The following is a 21,582-nucleotide window of genomic DNA, read 5'->3' on the forward strand; positions in this document are numbered from 1 at the left end:
GGCATGTCAAAAGGTGGTAAGGTTCTGCGCGTTGCTTCGAATTAAACCACATGCTCCACCGCTTGTGCGGGCCCCCGTCAATTCCTTTGAGTTTTAATCTTGCGACCGTACTCCCCAGGCGGAGTGCTTAATGCGTTAGCTGCGTCACCGACATGCATGCATGCCGACAACTAGCACTCATCGTTTACGGCGTGGACTACCAGGGTATCTAATCCTGTTTGCTCCCCACGCTTTCGCGCCTCAGCGTCAGTAACGGGCCAGTGAGTCGCCTTCGCCACTGGTGTTCTTCCGAATATCTACGAATTTCACCTCTACACTCGGAGTTCCACTCACCTCTCCCGTACTCAAGATAGCCAGTATCAAAGGCAGTTCCAAGGTTGAGCCCTGGGCTTTCACCTCTGACTAAACTATCCGCCTACGCGCCCTTTACGCCCAGTAATTCCGAGCAACGCTAGCCCCCTTCGTATTACCGCGGCTGCTGGCACGAAGTTAGCCGGGGCTTCTTCTCCGGGTACCGTCATTATCGTCCCCGGTGAAAGAATTTTACAATCCTAAGACCTTCATCATTCACGCGGCATGGCTGCGTCAGGCTTTCGCCCATTGCGCAAGATTCCCTACTGCTGCCTCCCGTAGGAGTCTGGGCCGTGTCTCAGTCCCAGTGTGGCTGGTCATCCTCTCAGACCAGCTATGGATCGTAGGCTTGGTGAGCCTTTACCTCACCAACTACCTAATCCAACGCGGGCCGCTCCAATGGCGATAAATCTTTCCCCCGAAGGGCACATACGGTATTAGCTGAAGTTTCCCTCAGTTGTTCCGTACCAAAGGGCACGTTCCCACGCGTTACTCACCCGTCCGCCACTGATCCCGAAGGATCCGTTCGACTTGCATGTATTAGGCCTGCCGCCAGCGTTCGCTCTGAGCCAGGATCAAACTCTCAGGTTGAGATGACTCTGACTTCAATGTGTCAAACCCGGGCAGGGTTTGACTGGCATTGGTCTACTTAGTTCTTGACGAGTTCCCATTTACCTCACGATCCGAAGATCGGTTGGTACATGGTATTGTCTTCAAGAGACCGCAGATTTAGTCAGCGTCGAGATAGTGTGGTTAGCACTATCGCCAGAGCGCCGCCGCCTGCGTTTCTCTTTCCAATTCAACGATGTCAAAGACCGAGACCGGCTTTCGCCCGCCCCACTGTTTAGCGCCGGTGGTCGGCGGAGGCGGCTATCTAGTGGCCGGCCTCTTTCGTGTCAATCGATCCTTTCGGACTTTTTTGCGCCGCCCGGGAAACCCGGAAATTTGGCGCAAAAATCACCGCGGGCCGCCGAGGGGCTTCCCTCATTTGTCCGTAGCGATTCGATTGAAGGCCGGAACCTAACGACCGAGGGAGAGAAAATCAAGGACTTTGTTCAAGTCCCTGGCCTGTCTCGCCGCCGGGGCGGTTCCGAAGAAGAGCGGCGTATCTAGTTGCCGGCCCCTCCCCTGTCAATCGGCTCTTTCGAGCTTTTCGAACCTGCCCGGAAAGCTCCGGACCCGTTCGAAAAAACCTCCGCCGGTCTGCGCTGGAAGCTAGGCCTCCAGGCTCTTGGCGAAGATCCGATCGCCGCTCTTGGATGTTCCGGTTCGGCAACGAATTCAAGAGCTTGTGGCCCCGTCAGTCGTTTCCGTCCGGCCCGTCGTCCGAGCGAGGGGGGCTTCTACCCGCCGCCCTTGGAGGGCGCAACCCCTTAGCGACAGAATGACGACATTTCCCGCCCTCGCCTTGTGGAAAAGCCTGCGCCATCCTTTATGGCGCAAGGCTGGGAGGCGTTCGAAGAATGTTGTCGCAAAAGGCCCGCTACGGATTGCGCGCGCTCGTGGAGCTCGCCAGGGCGCAGGGCGCACAGGTCACTTCGGGCGAATTGGCCGTCCGCGCGGACGCTCCGCGCAAGTTCCTCGAGGCGATTCTGCTGGAACTCGCCCGCAATAAGGTCGTGGTCAGCCGCCGCGGCAAGTTCGGCGGCTATGTCCTGGCCCGCCCGGCCGGCGAGATCAGCTTCGCCGAGATCATCCGCATCATAGATGGGCCCCTGGCCCTCGCGCCCTGCGTCAGCCGCCTGTCGTTCCGCAAGTGCGACGACTGCCCCGACCTAGCGACGTGCTCTCTACGTGAAGCTCTATTGCGCGCCCGCGACGCCACTTCCGAGGTGCTGGAAGGCTACAGCCTGGAGGCGGCCGCGGCTTGCGAGGGCGCCGAGGTGTTCGGACTGACTTGATGCGAGACCGCGACGTCGTCAGTGGCAGATCCTCACAGGCGTGATGGGAAAGCCCTTCATGGCGTCGTTGGGAAAATAGCCCGACTCGCCTTCGCGCTTCTGCAGGGTCAGGAGATGCGCTGAGAAATCCGGCTCCAATCGAAACTTGATCCGGCCTTCGTGGGTCCTCTCCTGCACCTCGGTAAATGAGCCGTAGTCATACTCACAGCGGCCCGCCGACATTACGATGCGTGGCGGCACGATCCGCTCGCTGAAAAAGTCCCATTTCCCGATCGCTATGCGCTGCTGCCTAAACGACCGGGTCTCCACGCCATGACGCGTCTTTACCTCGACGACGCGCATGCTCAGCGGCACGCCGGTCTCGTTAAAAATCTCAAGGCCATGTTCAGGCGAACACCCGGCGAGCAGCATTGCGCACACGACAAGCTGTGAAAGCGATGAGGCCTTCATGGCCTTCTCGCCTTCCACGGCCGCGACGGATTATCCTGCGGACCCGTCTCGTTCCAGTTGCCGTCGCCATGCCACCCCTCTCCCTTCCTCAGGGAGTTGAGACCTCCCAGCAGATTTGAAGGCAGATAGAGCGCGCCAAGCATTTCACCCTGTAGCGTATGCTGCTTCTCGTGCTCCATCTGAGTGTGCCCGTTCTCAAGCTTGGGATTTCCCTTGGCGTCATGCCAGCTCCGAGCTCTCGGGTCGGGCGAGCCACGACGGCTGTAGGGATCGCCGTTCCAGATGGTCGTGTTGCCCAGGGTGACAACGCTGACGCCGCCAAATGGGTTGTCGATGAACTGAACGGCGTTCCCTCCGATACCTATACGCGAATCTCTTCCCATCGCCTTGCCGGCCACATGCCCCATCAATCCGTAGGCAAGCCCGAGCGCGGTGTTCGGCGCATTGCGCCACTTGCCGAGAGGGTTCCCAGCCTCCTCAGATCCAGCCTTTCGATATCGCTCGATAATCGTCCGCTCTTGGATCGAAGGCTTGCGCGGCACGGGCGGTATCGAGGGCGCGCTATCGGATCTGGCCGCGCCGCCTGGCGGGCGCTCTCTGGTCTCGCTCAAGTTCGGTCTCCACAATCCGCCGCGCCATCAGGCCACCACGCACGACCAGAATAGTCTCACGGCCAAGCTCGATTGTCGAGAACAAACAGAGAACATCTTGGAACGCGAGCGAGCCGATGGCTCGCGACGCCCCACCCTAACCCGCCGCTATATAGGCCTTGAGACCATCGGCCTCGGCCTCGACCTCGGTGATCTTCCACTTCACCAGGTCGCCGATGGAGACGATGCCCACAAGCCGCTCGCCTTCGCAGACGGGAAGGTGGCGAATCCGCCGGTCGGTCATCCGGCTCAACAGGGCGTTCACCGTCTCGTTCGGCTCGGCGAAATGCACGTCGCGGGTCATGCAGCTGGAGACCGGCTTGGAGAGCGCGCCGGCCCCCTCTTCCGCGAGGGCCCGGACCAGGTCGCGCTCGGAGACGATGCCGACCACCCGGTCGCTGTCCATCACCACCATGGCGCCCACCTTGCGCGAGTGCAGCAGGGCGCAGATCGCGCCAACCGTCTCGCCAGGCGTGGCCGTGAAGACCAGATCACCCTTGGTCTTAAGGATCTGAGACACCAGCATCGGCGCGTACTCCCTATTCCCGAAGGTCAGAGTCGCTCAGGACGCAGGCGAAATCAATGTTATCCGAGAGCTTCCTGTGTCGCGCGAGGCCCGCGCGCCAGGCGGCCGAACAGGTCGATGAGGAACAGACCCGCGAAATAGCCGAAGATGTGGGCCTCCCAGCCGACCTGAGCCGATCCCATGCCTGGGGCGAAGTTGATGAAGCCGAGGATCAGGTTCAGCGCCACCCAACTCAGGGTCATGCTGATCACCGGCGAACTGGTGAAGGGGCCGGGCGTCCCGCGCCCGCCCAGCAGCCGGGTCGCACCGCCCACCAGGCCGGCCACCCCACCCGACGCGCCGATAAGAAAGGTCCCCGGGCTCAGCCAGGCGTAGCCCAGGCAGCCGATGGCGCCCGTCAGCAGATAGAAGAGCGCGAAGACCAGCACTCCGCGTGGCCGCACGCCGAAGTAGCGCGCCACCGGGGTCCCGAAGGCCAGGGCGAAGCCGGCGTTCATCAGGGCGTGCGCCCAGTTCCCGTGCAACAGCATGGAGGTGAACATCGTCTCCCAGCGTCCGCCGGCGAGCGCCATGGACGAGAAGGCGAAATAGCGGACCCCCAGGTCGCTCAGCAGCACGGACTGCAGCCCGTAGCTCACCACGATCGACACGGTGACCAGGACGGCCGGCCATGGCGCGTTGAGAATCGGCTGGCGCGGCTCGTTCAATACGGATGCTCCCAACTCAGAATGGTGTCCGGCGCCAGTTTCCCTCATTGTTCTTAACCAAATCGCGAGGGTCTTGGCTTCTAGATGCCGGGTGACCGGATAAGGCGCGCCCGCTTGCGCGCCGTCCGGCGCAGGTCTGTCGGTGCGGAGTCACTAGGTCAATGATCGAAGTTTTCCTCGCGGCTCGGCGTGGCGCATGGATCGCCGCGGGCCTCGCCGTCGGCTTGGCTGCGGCTCCGGCCTGCGCCCAATACATGTCCACCAACGCGGCGGACTTCAACGCCGGCTACGGTCGCGTCGCTGGATCGGAGAACCATCCGGTCGACTATGCGACCCGCGACGCCAACGGCAACCGGGTCATCGTCGACGGCATCATCATGACGGGCGAGGATCAGTCGAGCTTCGCCTTCGGCTCGGGCTTGGGCGCCGGCGGATCCTATTCCGGCGTCGGTTCGCTGGGCGGCGGCTCCACGGCCATCGGCAACAACCTGGTGGTGGTCACCCAGGGCAACAACAATACCGTCATCGTCAATTCGAGCCAGACCAACAACGGCAATGTGACCGCGGGAACGCGCGTCAGCGGGGGCGTCGGCGACGATGATCAGTAAGAGCAACCTCATGCGTACGGTGGCGCTGCTCAGCGCCGCGGCGCTCGGTCTCTCGGCCTGCGCCACGCCGATCGCCGGCCCCAGCGGCAACTATGCGCGCACGATCGGGACCGCCCCGGTGACGGTCAACCCGACCCCCTATTCCGCCGCCCTGGTCTGCATGGCCGGCTATGCCCGCAACGCCCGCATTGTCGCCCCGCGGATCGCCATCGGCCGCATCGCCGACTACACGGGCAAGTCCGAGTCCGACGGCTCGGGGCGCAAGATCACCCAAGGCGCCTCGCTGATGGCCATGTCGGCCTTCGCCAAGGCCGGCATGCCGCTCGTCGAACGCTTCGACACCTCGGTCTCCGAGCTGGAGCTAAAGTACGCCAACAACAAACTGATCTCCGATGCGCCCAATCCGGCGCCGAACCAGGCGGCCGAATATCGCCGGATCGTGGCCGGCCAGGTGCCGGGCTCCGACTTCTATGTGGCCGGCGGCGTCACCGAGCTCAACTACAACATCCGCTCGTCCGGCTTCGATGTGGCCGGCGGCGATGTCGACGCCACCGACGCCAAGGGCACGTTCCGCGGCCGCCTGTTCATCATGAACATCGGACTCGACCTGAGGTTGATCAACACCCGCACGCTCGAGGTGGTCGACGTCATCTCCTATCAGAAGCAGGTCGTGGGCCGCGAAGTCGGCGTCGGCTTCTTCGACTTCCTCAATGGCAACGTCTTCGACATCTCGGCCGGCGCGGGCGCGCTGGAACCGATGCAACTGGCCGTCCGCAGCCTGGTGGAACGCGCCGTGGTCGAGATGACCGCCAATCTCTATGGCATGTCCGGTCCGCAGGGCTGCCTGACCTCCGACCCGCTGGAAGGCTCCACCGTCGGCCTGACCGGCGGCTATGTGCCGGCCTACAACAACCTCGGGACCAACAATGGCCAGACTCGCGAAGACCCTTCTCGCTGGAGCTCTCGTCGCGATTCTGCCGTGCGGGGCCGCTACTAGTCAGACCCCGCCCAGCAGCGTCCTGAACAATCAGGTCCAGTTCGGCGACGTCTTCTCTCAGCAGACCATGAACGTCGTCGAGGTCACCGACTTCACGACGGCCGACACCAATGCGGTTGGCAACGCCTTCGAGGCGACCGCTGACGGCCAAGCCCTGGACGTCCGCTCCGACCAGGCCGCCAACGGTGACGTGGCCGCCGACACCCGGCTCAATGTCAGTGGCTATTCGGGCGACACGGTCACCGTGACCAACACCGCCACCGGCAACAGCGGCTTTGTCGGATCCTATGATGGGACTGTGACCGCGGTCACCAATCAGAACACCGCCGCCACGGCGGCGATCTCCGGGAACAGCCGGATCAACGCGGCGGGCGGCTCGGCCGGCGATGTCGACTCCCTGAACCAGGCCACGGGCAACAGCCAGTCCTTCGGCCTCGAATACGCTTCGGCCGGCATCCGCGCCAACCAGACCAACGGCGCGACCGTCTCCACCGACGGCGGCGGCGACTACGCCTATGTCTCCGGCACGGCGAATTTCGCCGCCACCAGCACCGGCAATGACATCACCCTGGACGGCCAGGGCTCGGCCGCGGCCGTCATCGCCGGCCAGCTCAACGAGACCGACCGCGTCCAGGCCAGTTCCTTCACCGGCTACGGCAGCGTCCAGACGGCGGCCACCCGCGCCACCGCCGCCGGCAACAACATCAACGCCGTCAACGAAGGCCCCCTGCTGGACGCCTATGCCGACCAGCGCAACCAGGCCTATGTCCGCGCCGAGGCCCGCAATGCCGCCTCGGCCTACGGGACCGGCAGCGTCAACGCCTATGGCGTCGGCAACGCGCTCACCGCCGGCGACATCGGCGGCGAGCTCATCCTCGACACGGTCCAGCTCAACGAGGGCGGCGGCATCGAAGCGGTGGCCAATTTCATCGGGACCGACGGCTACGACGCCACGGCCACCTCGACGGCCATGGGCAATTCGGTCACCGGTTACGCCTGTTCGGAATGCGAGGGCCGGATGAGCATCACCAACAGCCAGGTGAACCGCTCCGACGTCGGCGCCCAGAGCATCGTCAACGTGACCGGCGGCGGTCGCTCGGCCAGCGGCGTCTCGACCGCGGTGGGTAACACCGCCACCTACTATGTGAGCCGCCCATCGGGCCAATGACGCCCTTATCGCGCCTTGCGAACGCCATATGCGGCGGCGCATGGTGAGCCTACCTTGCCCAAGCCGGATCCCTTGCACTTGATGATACGACCCACCGCGGTGACCGCGCTCGTCCTGGTCCTGGCCGCGCCCGGCTATGCTTCGAGCCTCCCCTTCCCCAAGTTCGGCCTTGGCAAGGACCGGCCCGCGGCGACGGCCTCGAGCGCCAGGCCCAAGGCTGGCGAGTGGGCCCAGGCGCGCTCGGACGTCGCTCCCGACCCGGACATCGCTTTCGGCGCCCTGCCCAACGGCATGCGCTATGCGATCCGCAGGCAGCAGATTCCGCCGGGCCAGGCCGCCCTCCGGCTGCGCTTCGACGCCGGCTCCCTGATGGAGAGCGACAAGCAGCAGGGCTTGGCCCACTTCCTGGAGCACATGGCCTTCAACGGCTCCAAGGCCGTGCCCGAAGGCGAGATGATCAAGATCCTGGAACGGTTGGGCCTGGCCTTCGGCGCCGACACGAACGCCTCCACCGATTTCGACGAAACCACCTACAAGCTCGACCTGCCGCGCACCGACGACGAGACGGTCGACACCTCGCTGATGCTGCTGCGCGAGGCCGCGAGCAACCTGACTCTCGACCCGGCCGCCATCGACCGCGAGCGCGGCGTGGTGCTGTCGGAAGAGCGCGCCCGAGATACGCCGTCCTACCGGGTCTACAAATCGCGCCTGGAATTCCTGCTGAAGGACCAGCGTCCGCCCACCCGCTACCCCATCGGCAAGGTCGAGGTCCTGCAGACCGCCCCGGCGGCCGAGTTCACCGACTTCTACAATCGCTTCTATCGCCCCGAACGTGCGGTGCTGGTGGCGGTCGGCGACTTCGACGTTGCGGCCATGGAGGCCAAGATCAAGGCCCGGTTCGGCGACTGGACGCCGGTGGGCCCCGCCGGCGCCGATCCCGCCCTGGGCGCGCTCAAGTCGCGCAAAACCGAGGCCAAGCTGTTGGTCGAGCCCGGCGCCCCGCTCCAGTTGCAGATGGCCTGGATGCGCCCCGACGACCGCGAAACCGACACCACGGCCAAGCGAAAGCGCGACCTGGTGCAGCAACTGGGCTTCTCGGTGCTGAACCGCCGTCTGCAGCGTCTGGCGCGCGGGACCCAGCCGCCGTTCCTCGGCGCCGGCGCCTTCGAGAGCGACGAGTACGACGCCGCCGAGATAACCATGGTGACGGTCAACGCCGAGCCGACCCGCTGGCGCGAGGCGCTCACCGCCGTCGAGCAGGAGCAGCGCCGCGCCGTGCAGTACGGGGTGCGTCAGGACGAGCTCGACCGCGAGATCGACGAATACCGGACTGCGCTCAAGGCCGACGCCGCCGGCGCGGCCACCCGGACCCCGGGCTCCCTGGCCGGCGAGATCGTGGGCTCCCTGTCCGACGACGAGGTCGTGACCAATCCCGCCCAGGACCTCGCCCTCTTCGAAGCCACGGTGAAGGGGCTGAAGGCCGGCGAGGTCAGCGCCACGCTCAAAGCCGCCTTCAAGGGCGACGGTCCGCTGCTGTTCATGGCCTCGCCCAAGCCTATCCAGGGCGGCGATGGCGCTCTGGTCGCCGCGCTCGAGACCTCGCGCAAGGTGGCGGTGGCCGAGCCCTCGACCCCGACCCAGGTCGCCTGGCCCTATGAGAGCTTCGGAACCCCCGGCAAGGTCGCCGAGACCCGCGAGGCCGCCGATTTCGACACCGTCTTCGTGCGCTTCGAGAACGGCGTGCGCCTGACGATCAAGCCGACCCGTTTCAAGGACGATGAGGTCCTGGTCCGGGTCAATGTCGGCCGCGGCCGGATCGACCTGCCCAAGGACCGCCAGAACGTCGCCTGGGCCTCGGGGGCCTATGTCGAGGGCGGCCTCACCCGGATCAGCGCCGAGGACATGGAGCAGGTGCTGGCGACCCGGGTCTACGGCGCCCAGTTCGGCATCGGCGACGACGCCTTCGTCTTTTCCGGCGCCACCCGGCCCGACGACCTCGACGTCCAGCTCCAGGTGCTGGCGGCCTACGCCTCCGAGCCCGGCTGGCGCGAACAGGCCTTTCAGCGGCTGAAGAGCAGCGGCAAGACCATCCACGATCAGTATGAGGCCACCGTCTCCGGCGTGGTCTCCCGCGATCTGGCCGGCCTGCTGCACGGCGGCGACGAGCGCTGGGTGTTCCCGTCCCGTCAAGAGATGGCGGACGCCAAGTTGGAAAGCTTCAAGGCCGAGGTCGCCCCGGCGCTGGCCAACGGCCAGATCGAGGTGGTGATCGTCGGCGACACCACGGTGGAGAAGGCCACGGAGGCCGTCGCCCGCACCTTCGGCGCCATGCCCGCGCGCCCGGCGGCCGCCCCGCCGCCGAAGGCCGAGATCGAGGTCGGCTTCCCCGCCGCCGTCGCCCAGCCGGTGATCCGCACCCACAAGGGCCGCGCCGACCAGGCCGTCGGCTATATCGCCTGGCGGACCAACGACTTCTTCGCCAACCCCCAGCGCGCCCGCGACACCGCGGTCCTGGGCGAGGTGCTTGAGCTGCGGCTGATCGAAGAGCTGCGCGAGGCCCAGGGCGCCACCTATTCCCCCAACGCCGCCTACAGTCACAGCTTCGTCTGGCCGGGCTGGGGCTACATCTCGGCCAGCGTCGAAGTGCCGCCCGACAAGCTGCCCGCCTTCTTCGCCGACGTGAAGAAGATCGCCAACGACCTCCGCACCAGGGAAATCAGCCCCGACGAACTGGCCCGGGCCAAGAAGCCGCGCCTGGAACAGATCGACAAGGCCCGCGAGACCAACGGCTACTGGCTGCAGGAACTCTCCGGCGCCCAGGCCGATCCCCGTCGTCTCGACGCCACGCGCGCCATGATCCCCGGCACCGAGCGGGTCACCCCCGCCGACGTCAAGCGCGCCGCCGAGGCCGTCCTCAAGGACGAGACCATGTGGATGTTCGAGGTGAAGCCGGCAGGGGCCTAGCGCCCCGCCTCTTTCGAAATCGCGTCCAGGTCTTCGTCGAACTGGCGCGCGGCGATCACCGCCGTCCGCACAGAACGGGCGAAGAAGTCCCGCGGAACGGTGGCGAAGTCGTCCGTCGGCCGGTGGTACTCGGCGTGGTCCTCCACCCCCAGATAGACCCACGGCACGCCGGCCTGATGGAAGGCCGCGTGGTCCGACTGCGCGGTCCAGTCGTCGTCGCCAAGCCAGGGCGGCCCGTCATGACCCTGCTTTAGGCTCACCGGGACCTTGCCCGCCAGTGCGGTCAATCGCGGCTTCAGCCAGGGGAAATGATAGCCGCCCGACGCGTAGAGCTCGCCCTTGGCGTTCTTGCTCAGCATGTCGAGATTGAGCGCCAGTGCGATCCTGGCCAGCGGAACCGGCGGCTTGGCCACAAGGGCCCCGGAGCCGCGATGCCCCACCTCCTCGGCGTCCACCACCGCGAAGATCACCCTATGCCGGGGCGGCGTCTCGGCGAACGCTTCGGCGATGGCCAGCAGGGCCGCCACGCCGGAAGCGTTGTCGTCCGCGCCGTTATAGATCTCGCCCTTGCGGACTCCCAGGTGATCGTAGTGGGCGCTGATCACCAGCACCTTGTCGCTCTTCCCGGTTCCGGCGATCTGGCCGATCAGGTTGATCCCCGCGCCGGTCTCGGCGGCCACGGCGAAGGCGAAGGGCTGTTCGAAGCTCCCATAGGCCGGCTTCAGCCCGATCTGGGCGAACCGCTTGAGGATATGGGTCCGCGCCAAGGCCGATCCCGGCGAACCCATGGCGCGGCCGGCCATGGCGTCGGTCGATAGGATCTCGACGTCCCTCAGCGCCTGTTCGCCCGCCGCCCAGGCGCTCGAGGCGGCCAAGCAAACCAGGCCTGCCGCGGCCAAGGCGGCTACGCGCGAAAAACTCGGAACGTCGGACAAGAAACCCCCCATGAACGCTGATTTGCACCGACCATCCAGCCGTCGCGAAATATTCGCAAGCGCGGTTGAAACCTCGGGAGTCTGGCTGCGTTCGGCTCTCAGGGGAGGCGCCTTCCTTCAAGCCAGGAGCACAGCACCATGAGCCTTTTCGACTTTGCGCGTGAGGCGGGGGAAACCCTGCGCGAGAAGCTGTCCGGCAAGCCGGACGTCGACGCCCGGGAGTTGGCCAAGGCCCTTCAGGAGAATGGCGTCACCCTCAAGGACGGCCGTATCACCGTGGCGGACGAGACCGTCACCGTCACCGGCGAGGCCAACAACCAGCAGGAACGCGAACTCGCCGTCCTGGTGCTGGGCAACACCAAGGGCGTGGCCCGTGTCGACGACCAGATCACCTTGGCCGCCCAGCCCGCCGCCGCGGCGACCACCACGGCCGGCGCAGCGCCCCCGGCCCAGGCGACCTTCTATACGGTGAAATCTGGCGACACCCTGTCGAAGATCGCCCAGGCGCACTACGGCGACGCCAACCGCTATGGCGAGATCTTCGACGCCAACCGGCCGATGCTGAAGGATCCGGACAAGATCTATCCCGGCCAGGCCCTGCGCATCCCGGGCACGACGCGGCACTAGCCCAAAGCGGGCGGGTGATTCACTGATCGGCCGCCCGCGACGGACTCAAGCCCGTCGCCGGCGCGCTCGAACGATCGGCCAACTTCCGTAGCAATCTGTACGGAAGCACGACCATGCTCAACGCCGCTGTCGCGGGATGCAGCACCAGCGGCGACCATGGCCGCCCGCGCCTTCCGAAGCGGCCCAGGAGCCCGTCGAGCAGGCCCTCGCGCATTGACCTACGACCGTTGGCGTCACCCCGCCGCGCGCGCTGCAGCTCTTCATGGATCAGCGAGATCGGGCTCTCCTGCTCGCCGCTGATGGAGACGCGCCGTCGAAGCGCCAGAAAGCGGTTCCGCGTCCTGTAGTATTTGGCGTTGTCGTTGCTGTCGGAGGCGCTGCCTTCGTGCATGACGATGGAAGCCCCGTCGAGCACCAGGTTCCAGCCGCGCTGCCTGGCCGTGATGAACCAGTCCGCCTCTTCCCAGTAGAGAAAGTAGTCCTCGGGAAACGGTCCCAGGGCGGCGAAGGCCCGCATCGACAGCGCGAAACCAGCGCCATGCAAGGTGCGCACGGGCCTGACGCCCGGCCGCAGGACACTCGCCTGGCGCTCGGCGTGGTTCTTGAAATGGAAATACTCGCCGTCGAACGTCACCCTCTTGCCGGCGTCCTGCAGGATGACGCTGCCGACGGCGGCGCAGTTCTCGCATGAGCGCAAGGTCGCGACCGCCGACTCGACCGCGCCGGGCTGGGGGATGGCGTCGTTGTTCAAGAGATAGGCGGTGTCATAGCCCTCGCTCAGCACGACGCGAAGGGCGCGGTTGTAGCCGCTCGCCCATCCGCCGTTCTCCGGCAACCGAAGCGTCCTGAGGTGCGGGAATCGGGCCTCCGCCTCGGCGGTCCGATCGTCGTCGGAGCCGTTGTCCACGAGCCAGAGGTCGCTCAGGTACGCCTGCATCGTCTCGATGCCCGCGAACGTTTCGTCCCAACGGTTGAAGTTGAGGATCAACACCGGGACGCGCCGTGTTCGGGGGGAGGCGTCAGCCATCATCATGTCGCCGCTCCGTGGACGACCGGCTAGTAGACGGTCCCGCCGACCCCGCCATCGAGGCTCATGGTGGTCGCGACCGAGGACTCGACGCGCTCTTCTTCCTCGCGATAGGCGGTGTAGCGTTCGACTTCGACGATGGTCAGGATCTTGATCCCGGCGCCGAAGCGGCGAAGCAACGAACGCTCATTGCAGTCCCGCGCGGGGGTCTGCCTGCGGCACTCCAGCTTGCCGTCGCGGCCATGATAGAGGGCGTCGCCCTTGCGGCAGGCAAGCGTCTTGCCGCCCGAGAAGTCGATCTTCTCATTGTAGTCGGCGATGGTGGCTTGCAGCCAGGTGCCGGCGATGCAGCGATAGAGTTCCCCCTCGAAGCCCTGGTCGATCTCGCGATCGGGGCGGACCTGGGAAGCGGCGTGCGGGATCTCGCGCGCGTCGATGCAGAAGGCCTGGATCACCACGCGGCGGACGCGGGTGCGGCTGGCTTCATAGGCCACGCGCTTCATGCGCTTGCCCTGTTCGACGTTCAGCTGGACCATGCCGGTGGCCATGGGCGGGGCGTAGCCGCCACCACCGCCGCCGCCGCCGTAGTAGACGGCCGCGCCGGCCAGGCCCGCGGCGCCGGCGCGCGAGCTGGCGTTGGCCACCGCGACGTTCACGCTGGAGACATGGACATTGATATTGGGCGTGCGCGGGGTGTCGCAGCACGGGGTGACGGGCGGCGGGGCCGGCGGCGGCACGCAGCAAGGCGGCTGGGGCGGAGGCGTGCAGCAGGGCGGCGGGGCTGGCGGCTGGCAGCACGGCGGGGGCGGCGCGCAGCATTGCGCCAGGGCGGTTTCCGGAGCGGCGCCGGTCAGCATCAACATGCCGAAACCGAGCAGGAAGCCAAGAAGGGTCGTACGCGTCTTCATGGACGGCCCCTCCAAAGGCCCGCCGGAATCCCATCGTTGCGACGATTAGATCAGGCGCGGCTTAAGAATCTCTGAGTCCGTCAACCATGCCGCACTCGCCGCGGCCAAGGTCTCGTTCCGGCACAGGCGGGCGCCTGGCGCCGATCTTCCTGCAAGCCCCATGCGGTCAATCCCGACCCCATTGGAGGCGCGTGATGTTCCATTCCAACACGCAGACCCTGATCGACTACTGGCGCGGACAGGGCGGCTATCGCGGCCTGCCGACCCGCGCCCAGATCGATCCGGCCGCCTTCCCCAAGCTCATGCCCCAGGTCTTCATCCTGGGCCGCGTCAATACGGGCTTCTATCCCATCCGCCTGGCCGGCGGGTTCGTGGCCGACCTGCACAAGCGCAACCTCAAGGGCCTGAACGGGCTGTCCTTGTTTTCCGAGCGCAATCGCCTGACCCTGCACACCGCGCTCGAGACCGCGCGGCGGCGCCCCGAGCCGGTGGTCGCCACGGTCGAGGCCTTCACCGATCAGGCCAGCCTGGCCATGGAGGTGCTGTTCGCGCCCCTAGCCGGCGCCGACGGCTCGCCCGAGCGGTTCCTGGGCCTCTACCAGCCCCTGGCCCTGGTCGCGCGCCTGGACGGCCGGCCGGTGCGTGAGATCGTCGCCCATAGCGTGCGCGGCGTCGGCCCCGCCAACGAAGAGACCCCGCGCCTGCGCCTGGCCACTCTCGACGGCCGCCGGGTGGCCTAGGCGGCCTGCGTTGCCGGCGCGGACGCTGTGTCCAGCATCGCCAGGTCCGACGCGTCCAGCTTCAGCCGCGCCGATCCCATCAGCTCCTCCAGCTGCGCCACACTGGTCGCAGACGCGATCGGCCCCGTCAGCCCGGGCTGGGCCATGACCCAGGCCAGCGCCACCTGGGCTGGGCTTGCCCCCCTGCCCGCGGCGACCTTGTCCAGGGCTCCAAGTATCCTCAGCCCGCGCTCGTCCAGATAGCGCTTCACGCCGCGTCCGCGCGGGCTCTTGGCCAGGTCTTCCTCGCTGCGGTACTTGCCGGTCAGGAAACCCGAGGCCAGGCCATAATAGGGGATCACCCCCACCTCGTTGTCGATGCAGACCTGCTGCATCCCGCTCTCGAAGCCCGCCCGGTCATAGAGGTTGTAGAGCGGCTGCTCGCTTTGATAGCGGGCGACGCCCTTCTTCTCGCTGATCTCCAGGGCCGATTTCAGCCGGGCCGGTTCGAAGTTCGACGAGCCGATAGCCCGGACCTTGCCCGCCTTGACCAGGCGTTCATAGGCCTCGGCGGTCTCTTCCTGCGGGGTGTCGGGATCGTCGCGGTGGCTCTGATAGAGATCGATGACGTCGGTCTGCAGCCGCTGCAGCGAGGCCTCCACGGCCTCGACCATGTACCTGGCCGACAACCCTTTCATCCCTTCGCCCATTTCCGAGCCGAGCTTGGTGGCCAGCACCACCTTGTCGCGCTTGCCGCCAGCCTTGAACCAGGCGCCGATCACCTTCTCCGAGGCCCCGCCGCCGGCCGGAGCCCAGCGCGAATAGACATCGGCGGTGTCGACCATGTTGAAGCCTGCATCGACGAAGGCGTCGAGGATGGCGAAGGAGGTCTTCTCGTCAGCCGTCCAGCCGAACACGTTGCCGCCCAGCACCAACGGCGCGACCTTCAGCTCGGACTTGCCCAGCCTGCGCAGTTCCATGGCGATTCTCCCTACGCCGCCTTCTGGCCGTCCTCGTAGACCGGCGCATCGTCGGCCGGCAGGGCGGCCTTGCCCCGGATCATGTCGGCCGCCTTTTCGGCGATCATGATGGTGGGCGCGTTGGTGTTGCCCCCCACCAGGGTCGGCATGACCGAGGCGTCGATGACCCGCAGGCCCGCAAGTCCGCGCACCTTCAGCTCGGCGTCGACCACCGCCATCTCGTCTGTCCCCATCTTACAGGTGCCCACCGGGTGGTAGATGGTCTCGGCGTGCTTGCGGATCCAGGCGTCGATCTCGGCGTCGGTCTGCACCTGCTTGCCGGGGAACAGCTCTTCGGTGCGGTAGGCGTCGAGCGCCGATTGCTCGGCCACCTTGCGCATCATCCTGACCCCTTCGCGCAGGGCGCGGCGGTCCTCGTCGGTGGCCAGGTAGTTGGCGAAGATCGCCGGATCGGCGAACGGATCGGCCGAGTTCAGCCCCACCCGGCCACGGCTCTCGGGACGAAGCTGGCAGACGTGGAAGGTGAAGCCGTCCTTCTCCACCACCGTGTTGCCGTGGTTTTGCATCACCGCCAGCACCGTGTGGATCTGCAGGTCGGGCCGGTCCAGGTCGGGCCGCGACTTCAGGAAGGCGCCGGACTCCAGGAACTGCTGGCGGCCCAGGCCCTTGCCGAAGAAAGCGTAGTTCATCCCGATCAGCAGGGTCTTCACCAGCCCCTTGCGCAGGGAGAAGGCGGTGATCGGCTGCGGGCATTCCCAGGACATGGTGACGTCCAGATGGTCCTGCAGGTTGGCGCCGACGCCCTTCAGGGCGTGGACAACCGGGATGCCGTGCTTGCCGAGTTCGTCGGGATCTCCGATCCCCGAGAGCTGCAGGATGTGCGGCGACTGGACCGCACCGGCCGACAGCAGCACCTCCTTGTCGGCATGGACCATGTGCTTCTGCTTCTTGGCGTCCACATACTCGACGCCGACCGCCCGGCCGTTCTCGACCACGATCCGGGTGGTCCGCGCCCCGGTCAGGCAGGTCAGGTTCGGACGGCTCATGGCGGGGTGCAGATAGGCCCGCGCCGCGCTCCAGCGCTGGCCGTCGTGGATGGTCATCTGGTACGGCCCCCAGCCTTCCTGCTGGAAGCCGTTGAAATCGCTGGTGACCGCGTGGCCGGCCTGACGGCCCGCCTCGACGGTGGCCTTGTAGATCGGGTTAGGCGAAGAGGCCTTGGAGATCTTCAGCGGGCCGTCGCCGCCGTGCCAGGCGTCGCCGCCGCCCTCCAGGCTCTCCGAGCGTTTGAAATAGGGCAGCACGTCGCGATAGGACCAGCCCGGCAGGCCCATCTGCCGCCAGTTGTCATAGTCCCGCGCATGGCCGCGGATATAGATCATGCCGTTGATCGAGGACGACCCGCCCCAGCCCTTGCCGCGCGGCCACCACAGCTTGCGGTTCTCGAGCTGCGGCTCCTCCTGCGTCCAGAATCCCCAGTTATAGGTCCCCGCCTTGCCGATCAGGGCGCCCACCCCGGCCGGCATCTTGACCAGAATGGAATTGTCCTTGCCGCCGGCCTCCAGCAACAGGACCCGCACGCTCGCGTCTTCGCTCAGCCGGTTGGCCAGGACGCACCCGGCCGAGCCGGCGCCGATGATCACGTAGTCGTAGCGGTCCATGGGCGGTCCGTCCCTAAACACTGTTAAGTTTGGCGCACACTTACCCAGACGCGCCGCCGAAACAAGGCCGGGAGGGACCGCTTTTTAGGTGTCGCAACGTCAAGCCTGGCGGCGGAATTCCATGATCCAGTTGGTCTCCCAGGTCATCTTTCAGACGACCTGAGGAGAAGGAGATCTCGGGACTACCGCCCCTTCCAGGCCGGCGCGCGCTTCTGGGCGAAGGCCATGGGCCCTTCGACGAAGTCCTCGGACTTGAAGAGGGCCGCGGCGGCCGGATAGCGCATCTGGCCCTTGATCGCGGCCTCCAGGCTGGGTTCGTCGAGGCCCTTGAACACGGCCTCCTTGGAGGCGCGGATCGACATCGGCGAGAGCTCGCAGATCTCCGCCGCCCATTTCCGCGCCGTGGCCATCAGCTCCTGCGGGGGGACCACTTCGTTGACGAATCCCAGCTCGTAGCCGTGCGCCGCCGAGACCCGCCGGCCGGTGAGGATCATGCCGAGCGCCCGCTTGGTCCCGATAGCGCGCGGCAGGCGGTGCAGGCCGCCGGCCAGGGCCGCCAGGCCCACGCGCGGTTCCGGCAGGGCGAAGGACGCGGTCTCCGAGGCGATGATCAGGTCGCAGGCCAGCGCGATCTCGAACCCGCCGCCCATGGCCACGCCGTTCACCGCCGCGATCAAGGGCTTGGTCAGGTCGAACCGCGACGTCAGGCCCGCGAACCCCGACGGCGGGCTCTTCATGTCTCCGCCCATGGCCTGGTGCTTCAGGTCGTTGCCGGCCGAAAAGGCCCGCCCGCCCGCGCCAGTGACGATGCCCACCCACTGGTCCGGATCGGCGGCGAAGGCGTCGAAGGCCTCGTGCAGCTCGAAATGGGCCGGCGAATGCAGGGCGTTCATGACGTCCGGGCGGTTCAGGGTGAAGATCGTCACCGGACCCTCGCGGTCCACGCGGATGAACTCATAGGCCATGGGGCGTTCTCCTCATTTGGTTGGCGCGACCGTCGCCAGGCGCCGCTACGTACGTCAAGCGCGCCAGCCCTGTTGCGAGCCTGTGACGATATCGGTCGCCGGCCCGCCGTCGCGGACGGTCTTGTCGCGGTAGATCACCGCCCCGATCAGGTTGGGCCGCCGGCGAATGGCCGCGCAGAACTCGGGCCAGGCCTCGGAGGGAACCCACAGGCAGGGCGCCCGGGGGTCCTCGTCGATGGCGATGTCCACCAGGGTGCGGATATCCATGATCGGACTCGGGGTCAGACCACAGGGGTGAGCCCGGCGTAATAGCGCTTCCAGTTGTGCACATAGTGCATCGCGCCACCGGCCATCACGCGCGCCTGCTCGTCGCTGATCTCCCGGACAACCTTGCCGGGCGCGCCCATGACTAGCGAATTGTCGGGAATCTCCTTGCCCTCGGTGATCAGGCAATTGGCGCCGATGAGACAATTGCGCCCGATCCGCGCGCCGTTCAGCACGATCGAGCCGATGCCGACCAGTGAGTTATCGCCGATCGTGCAGCCGTGAAGCATGACCATATGGCCAACCGTCACATTGCTTCCGATGGTCAGGGGCGAGCCGGTGTCGGTGTGCAGGACGCTGCCGTCCTGGACGTTGGAATTCTCGCCAATGATGATCGGATCGTTGTCGCCGCGAATTGTCGCACCGAACCAGACGGAAGCGTTTTTCTTAAGAATCACCCGACCCATCACCGCGGCGGTCGGCGCAATCCAGTATTCACCCTCATTGGGCAACTCCGGACCAACGTCGCCCAAGTTGTAGACACTCATCCGCATACCCCATTTCTTGAAACCGAAGCCTGTTTAACCATTCGTAAACCAAGCTAGCATCATCTTAGTCGTGCGATTCGAGAGGGTGAAACGCCTTCCCGCATCCCGCCGCGAGTCGGCCTTCGGCTCCCGGCCTTGCGTTTGGACGGAGTAAAGGGTGTCGCGTCTGCTTCGGCGGGTTCTCCCGCCCGGATCACAAATCGGAAGCGAGCCGCCAGGCCGCAGCGCACGACGCCGCCGTTCCAATTCCAATCTGCCGATGACCAAGGGCGAGCCATTCCGGCTTCGCCCTTTTTTCTTGCCCCGATGGAGGCCTTGATGACCAAGCGAGCTCTCAAGCGACAACTGCGCGAAGGCGCGTTCGACGCCGGCCAGTTCGAGGATGACGGCAAAATTCGCCGCCTGCCCGTGGATCGAGCTTGGTCTCCGCTGGCGCATCATAACGATGATCGCGATCAGGGCCGTGACCAGGGCTATGTGAAGACCATCAAGGCCAAGTCCCCGGGGCAGCAGGAGTTGATCGACGCCATCGACGCCAAGAACCTGGTCATGGCGCTTGGCCCGGCCGGCACCGGCAAGACCTATCTGGCCATCGCCAAGGCCGTGGAGGCCCTGGAGGCCGGCAAGGTCGGGCGCATCGTGCTCTCCAGGCCCGCGGTGGAGGCCGGCGAATCCATCGGCTACCTGCCAGGCGACGCCGAGGACAAGCTCGCGCCCTACCTGCGCCCGCTCTACGACGCCCTGTCGGACCGGCTTTCCATGAAACGGGTCCGGGCCCTGATGGCCGAGGGCGCCATCGAGATCGCCCCGGTCGGCTTCATGCGCGGCCGCACGCTGAACAACGCCTTCGTGGTGATCGACGAGGCGCAGAATTGCACCTACGGCCAGCTCAAGATGCTGCTGACCCGCCTGGGCTGGCACTCGACCATGGTGGTCACCGGCGACCCCAACCAGTCGGATTTGCTGCCCGAGCTGTCCGGGCTGGGCCCGGTGGCCGACAAGTTCGATGCGCTCGCCAACATCGCCGTCGTGCGGCTGAAGGACGTCGACATCGTCCGCCACCCGCTGGTGGCCGAAATGCTGGGCGTGCTCTGACGGCCTAGAGCTTCACCGAAACCTCAGCCGGTCCCGGAAACCGCCCCGGGGCCGGCTTTTTCGTGGGGCGAAGCCTAGGGCAGGTCTTCGGCCAGGATCGCCATCTCGAACATGAACGAACCGTCGCCGTCCTCGTCCTCGAACACCACGCCGATGAACTCCTCGCCGACATAGACCTCGGCGGAATCCTTCTGCTTGGGACGGGGCGTCAGGGTGATCCGGGCATTGGCGAAGGTGCCGCGCAGGTGGCCTTCGATCTTGCGGATAGTCTTTTCGTCCAGCACGCCGTGCTCCTGCGTCAATTTCGGCCGGAACCTAGCGCGCTTTGCTCATGGCGTGAAAGCGTCTGGGCGGGAAAAAGCTGGGGACGCGGCGGCGGGCGCGTTTAGTCTGCCTGCAAATCAAGGCGGGGAGACAGGCGTGGCGGGCGTCGAACTGGGACTGATCGAAGGCTATTACGGCAAGCCCTGGTCCTGGGCGGCGCGGCGGGACGTGATCTCGAAGCTCTCGGCGCACGGCTATGGCTTCCACATCTACGCGCCCAAGGCCGACCCCTTCCTGCGCCGCCGCTGGCAGGAGCTCCATCCCCCCGAGGCGTCCGAAGAGCTCGCCGCCTTCTCGGCCTATTGCCGCGACCTGGGCGTCCGCTTCGGGGTCGGTCTCAGCCCCTACGAGATCTACCGGGACTTCGGGAGGGAGGCGCAGAGCGCCCTCGCCGCCAAGCTCGAGCACCTGGAGAGCCTCGGCCTCGACGACCTGGCCATCCTGTTCGACGACATGCGCGGCGACCTGCCGGACCTCGCCCAGAACCAGATCCGCATCGTCCACTGGATCGCCGAGCGGACCACCGCCACGCGGCTCATCGTCTGTCCGTCCTATTATACGGACGACCCGATCCTGGACCGGGTGTTCGGCCGGCGGCCGGAGAACTATCTGGAGGACCTTGGCGCGGGACTCGATCCGGCGATCGAGGTCTTCTGGACCGGCGAGGAGGTCTGCTCGCGCGAATACAGCGTTGGCCACCTGGAGCGGGTGGGCCGCCAGCTGCGCCGCAAGCCGTTCCTGTGGGACAACTATCCCGTCAACGACGGCCCGTTGATGTCGCCCTTCCTGCACGTCCGCGCCTTCACCGGTCGGCCCGCCGAGATCGGCGCCCGCCTCTCGGCCCATGCGGTCAATCCGGCCCTGCAGCCGGTGCTGTCGCAGATTCCCGCCATCACCCTGGCCGAGAGCTATCTCGAGGGCGCCGCCTACGAATATGGCGCCGCCTTCGAGCGCGCGGCCGCGGAAGTACTGGGCGAGGGTCTGGCCGCGGCCCTCCAGCTCAACCTCACCCAGGTCCAGGGCTTCGGCCTCGACCGGCTGACCGAGGAGAATGTCCGGCGGATGCGCGCGCGCTATGAGGGCTTCGACCATCCGGGCGCGCGCGAGGTCCTGGCCTGGCTGGACGGCGCCTATCGCGTCACCCAGGCCGAGATGGACGCCTCTTGAGGTTTCGCCCTCCCGGGGCCTAAGCTGCTCGCGGCGAAAC

At 66.3% G+C, this 21,582-nt stretch carries 22 protein-coding genes and 1 rRNA gene; 9 read left to right on the plus strand and 14 right to left on the minus strand.

The genetic code is table 11. The features are described 5' to 3' along the window. Nucleotides 1-942: ribosomal RNA gene (locus tag V6M51_RS19240) — 16S ribosomal RNA — on the minus strand; the annotation flags it as partial. Between the two features lie 872 nt (nt 943-1,814). On the opposite strand from V6M51_RS19240, the gene V6M51_RS19245 reads away from it, so the two are divergent. Next, a complete protein-coding gene (locus V6M51_RS19245; protein WP_332769784.1) occupies nt 1,815-2,252 on the plus strand; it encodes an RrF2 family transcriptional regulator in 438 nt (145 codons plus the stop codon). Between the two features lie 18 nt (nt 2,253-2,270). On the opposite strand, the gene V6M51_RS19250 is transcribed toward V6M51_RS19245, so the two are convergent. From V6M51_RS19250 to V6M51_RS19265, 4 genes are all read right to left on the minus strand, one after another. Further along, complete coding sequence (locus V6M51_RS19250) at nt 2,271-2,702, minus strand: hypothetical protein (protein ID WP_332769785.1); 432 nt, start codon at nt 2,700-2,702, stop codon at nt 2,271-2,273. Beyond that, a complete protein-coding gene (locus tag V6M51_RS19255) occupies nt 2,699-3,313 on the minus strand; it encodes a hypothetical protein (protein WP_332769786.1) in 615 nt (204 codons plus the stop codon). The genes V6M51_RS19250 and V6M51_RS19255 overlap by 4 nt, the downstream gene beginning before the upstream one ends. Nucleotides 3,314-3,449: 136 nt before the next feature. Then, the gene (locus V6M51_RS19260) at nt 3,450-3,878 is read right to left on the minus strand and encodes a CBS domain-containing protein (protein WP_332769788.1); all 429 of its coding nucleotides are present in this window, start codon (nt 3,876-3,878) and stop codon (nt 3,450-3,452) included. Nucleotides 3,879-3,937: 59 nt separating this feature from the next. Then, a complete protein-coding gene (locus tag V6M51_RS19265) occupies nt 3,938-4,585 on the minus strand; it encodes a rhomboid family intramembrane serine protease (protein WP_332769790.1) in 648 nt (215 codons plus the stop codon). A 161-nt stretch (nt 4,586-4,746) separates the two neighbouring features. On the opposite strand from V6M51_RS19265, the gene hfaA reads away from it, so the two are divergent. From hfaA to V6M51_RS19285, 4 genes are all read left to right on the plus strand, one after another. Next, a complete protein-coding gene (gene hfaA / locus V6M51_RS19270; protein WP_332769792.1) occupies nt 4,747-5,193 on the plus strand; it encodes a holdfast anchoring protein HfaA in 447 nt (148 codons plus the stop codon). 10 nt (nt 5,194-5,203) lie between these two features. Further along, complete coding sequence (hfaB, locus tag V6M51_RS19275) at nt 5,204-6,190, plus strand: holdfast anchoring protein HfaB (RefSeq protein ID WP_442957685.1); 987 nt, start codon at nt 5,204-5,206, stop codon at nt 6,188-6,190. Beyond that, entirely contained in the window at nt 6,120-7,358 is a 1,239-nt protein-coding gene (gene hfaD, locus V6M51_RS19280) for a holdfast anchor protein HfaD (protein WP_332769795.1), read from the plus strand. The genes hfaB and hfaD overlap by 71 nt, the downstream gene beginning before the upstream one ends. An 81-nt stretch (nt 7,359-7,439) precedes the next feature. Further along, nucleotides 7,440-10,322 (plus strand): M16 family metallopeptidase, encoded by a 2,883-nt coding sequence (locus tag V6M51_RS19285; protein ID WP_332769797.1) that lies wholly within the window; start codon nt 7,440-7,442, stop codon nt 10,320-10,322. Here V6M51_RS19285 and V6M51_RS19290 read toward each other — a convergent pair. Beyond that, nucleotides 10,319-11,197: a M20/M25/M40 family metallo-hydrolase gene (locus V6M51_RS19290; RefSeq protein ID WP_332769798.1), complete on the minus strand. Its 879-nt coding sequence runs from the start codon at nt 11,195-11,197 to the stop codon at nt 10,319-10,321. The genes V6M51_RS19285 and V6M51_RS19290 overlap by 4 nt on opposite strands. Before the next feature lie 198 nt (nt 11,198-11,395). Between V6M51_RS19290 and lysM the strand changes: the two genes are divergently transcribed. Next, nucleotides 11,396-11,884, plus strand: a complete 489-nt coding sequence (gene lysM, locus V6M51_RS19295; protein ID WP_332769799.1) for a peptidoglycan-binding protein LysM — start codon at nt 11,396-11,398, stop codon at nt 11,882-11,884. Nucleotides 11,885-11,903: 19 nt separating this feature from the next. On the opposite strand, the gene V6M51_RS19300 is transcribed toward lysM, so the two are convergent. Beyond that, entirely contained in the window at nt 11,904-12,917 is a 1,014-nt protein-coding gene (locus V6M51_RS19300) for a glycosyltransferase family 2 protein (RefSeq protein WP_332769800.1), read from the minus strand. Between the two features lie 23 nt (nt 12,918-12,940). Then, the gene (locus tag V6M51_RS19305) at nt 12,941-13,819 is read right to left on the minus strand and encodes a hypothetical protein (RefSeq protein WP_332769801.1); all 879 of its coding nucleotides are present in this window, start codon (nt 13,817-13,819) and stop codon (nt 12,941-12,943) included. A gap of 194 nt (nt 13,820-14,013) precedes the next feature. Between V6M51_RS19305 and V6M51_RS19310 the strand changes: the two genes are divergently transcribed. Next, a complete protein-coding gene (locus V6M51_RS19310; protein ID WP_332769802.1) occupies nt 14,014-14,559 on the plus strand; it encodes a PAS domain-containing protein in 546 nt (181 codons plus the stop codon). Here V6M51_RS19310 and V6M51_RS19315 read toward each other — a convergent pair. From V6M51_RS19315 to V6M51_RS19335, 5 genes are all read right to left on the minus strand, one after another. Then, nucleotides 14,556-15,518, minus strand: a complete 963-nt coding sequence (locus V6M51_RS19315; protein WP_332769803.1) for an aldo/keto reductase — start codon at nt 15,516-15,518, stop codon at nt 14,556-14,558. The two genes, V6M51_RS19310 and V6M51_RS19315, sit on opposite strands and share 4 nt — an antisense overlap. A gap of 11 nt (nt 15,519-15,529) precedes the next feature. Further along, nucleotides 15,530-17,179 (minus strand): choline dehydrogenase, encoded by a 1,650-nt coding sequence (locus tag V6M51_RS19320; protein WP_332769804.1) that lies wholly within the window; start codon nt 17,177-17,179, stop codon nt 15,530-15,532. A 182-nt stretch (nt 17,180-17,361) separates the two neighbouring features. Continuing rightward, on the minus strand, nt 17,362-18,144 hold the full coding sequence (locus V6M51_RS19325) for an enoyl-CoA hydratase-related protein (RefSeq protein WP_332769805.1): 783 nt from the start codon (nt 18,142-18,144) through the stop codon (nt 17,362-17,364). 54 nt (nt 18,145-18,198) lie between these two features. Further along, entirely contained in the window at nt 18,199-18,411 is a 213-nt protein-coding gene (locus V6M51_RS19330; RefSeq protein WP_332769807.1) for a hypothetical protein, read from the minus strand. Nucleotides 18,412-18,425: 14 nt separating this feature from the next. After that, nucleotides 18,426-18,956, minus strand: a complete 531-nt coding sequence (locus tag V6M51_RS19335; RefSeq protein WP_332769809.1) for a gamma carbonic anhydrase family protein — start codon at nt 18,954-18,956, stop codon at nt 18,426-18,428. A gap of 306 nt (nt 18,957-19,262) precedes the next feature. Here V6M51_RS19335 and V6M51_RS19340 point away from each other — a divergent pair, with 306 nt between their 5' ends. Next, nucleotides 19,263-20,051: a PhoH family protein gene (locus V6M51_RS19340; protein WP_332769811.1), complete on the plus strand. Its 789-nt coding sequence runs from the start codon at nt 19,263-19,265 to the stop codon at nt 20,049-20,051. Between the two features lie 74 nt (nt 20,052-20,125). Here the strand turns inward: V6M51_RS19340 and V6M51_RS19345 are convergent, their stop codons facing one another. After that, the gene (locus tag V6M51_RS19345) at nt 20,126-20,332 is read right to left on the minus strand and encodes a DUF3126 family protein (protein WP_254837089.1); all 207 of its coding nucleotides are present in this window, start codon (nt 20,330-20,332) and stop codon (nt 20,126-20,128) included. 139 nt (nt 20,333-20,471) lie between these two features. Here V6M51_RS19345 and V6M51_RS19350 point away from each other — a divergent pair, with 139 nt between their 5' ends. Continuing rightward, nucleotides 20,472-21,542: a beta-N-acetylglucosaminidase domain-containing protein gene (locus V6M51_RS19350; RefSeq protein ID WP_332769812.1), complete on the plus strand. Its 1,071-nt coding sequence runs from the start codon at nt 20,472-20,474 to the stop codon at nt 21,540-21,542. Nucleotides 21,543-21,582 lie beyond the last annotated feature (40 nt).

Source organism: Phenylobacterium sp. (assembly GCF_036677185.1).
Classification (GTDB): Bacteria; Pseudomonadota; Alphaproteobacteria; order Caulobacterales; family Caulobacteraceae; genus Phenylobacterium.

Bases quoted from the DNA above. Each gene is read 5' to 3' on its own strand.
- V6M51_RS19245 (WP_332769784.1), top strand. From the start codon at position 1,815: ATGTTGTCGCAAAAGGCCCGCTACGGATTGCGCGCGCTCGTGGAGCTC.
- V6M51_RS19250 (WP_332769785.1), bottom strand. From the start codon at position 2,702: ATGAAGGCCTCATCGCTTTCACAGCTTGTCGTGTGCGCAATGCTGCTC.
- V6M51_RS19260 (WP_332769788.1), bottom strand. From the start codon at position 3,878: ATGCTGGTGTCTCAGATCCTTAAGACCAAGGGTGATCTGGTCTTCACG.
- hfaA (WP_332769792.1), top strand. From the start codon at position 4,747: ATGATCGAAGTTTTCCTCGCGGCTCGGCGTGGCGCATGGATCGCCGCG.
- hfaB (WP_442957685.1), top strand. From the start codon at position 5,204: ATGCGTACGGTGGCGCTGCTCAGCGCCGCGGCGCTCGGTCTCTCGGCC.
- hfaD (WP_332769795.1), top strand. From the start codon at position 6,120: ATGGCCAGACTCGCGAAGACCCTTCTCGCTGGAGCTCTCGTCGCGATT.
- V6M51_RS19285 (WP_332769797.1), top strand. From the start codon at position 7,440: ATGATACGACCCACCGCGGTGACCGCGCTCGTCCTGGTCCTGGCCGCG.
- lysM (WP_332769799.1), top strand. From the start codon at position 11,396: ATGAGCCTTTTCGACTTTGCGCGTGAGGCGGGGGAAACCCTGCGCGAG.
- V6M51_RS19300 (WP_332769800.1), bottom strand. From the start codon at position 12,917: ATGATGATGGCTGACGCCTCCCCCCGAACACGGCGCGTCCCGGTGTTG.
- V6M51_RS19305 (WP_332769801.1), bottom strand. From the start codon at position 13,819: ATGAAGACGCGTACGACCCTTCTTGGCTTCCTGCTCGGTTTCGGCATG.
- V6M51_RS19310 (WP_332769802.1), top strand. From the start codon at position 14,014: ATGTTCCATTCCAACACGCAGACCCTGATCGACTACTGGCGCGGACAG.
- V6M51_RS19315 (WP_332769803.1), bottom strand. From the start codon at position 15,518: ATGGAACTGCGCAGGCTGGGCAAGTCCGAGCTGAAGGTCGCGCCGTTG.
- V6M51_RS19320 (WP_332769804.1), bottom strand. From the start codon at position 17,179: ATGGACCGCTACGACTACGTGATCATCGGCGCCGGCTCGGCCGGGTGC.
- V6M51_RS19325 (WP_332769805.1), bottom strand. From the start codon at position 18,144: ATGGCCTATGAGTTCATCCGCGTGGACCGCGAGGGTCCGGTGACGATC.
- V6M51_RS19330 (WP_332769807.1), bottom strand. From the start codon at position 18,411: ATGGATATCCGCACCCTGGTGGACATCGCCATCGACGAGGACCCCCGG.
- V6M51_RS19335 (WP_332769809.1), bottom strand. From the start codon at position 18,956: ATGAGTGTCTACAACTTGGGCGACGTTGGTCCGGAGTTGCCCAATGAG.
- V6M51_RS19340 (WP_332769811.1), top strand. From the start codon at position 19,263: ATGGAGGCCTTGATGACCAAGCGAGCTCTCAAGCGACAACTGCGCGAA.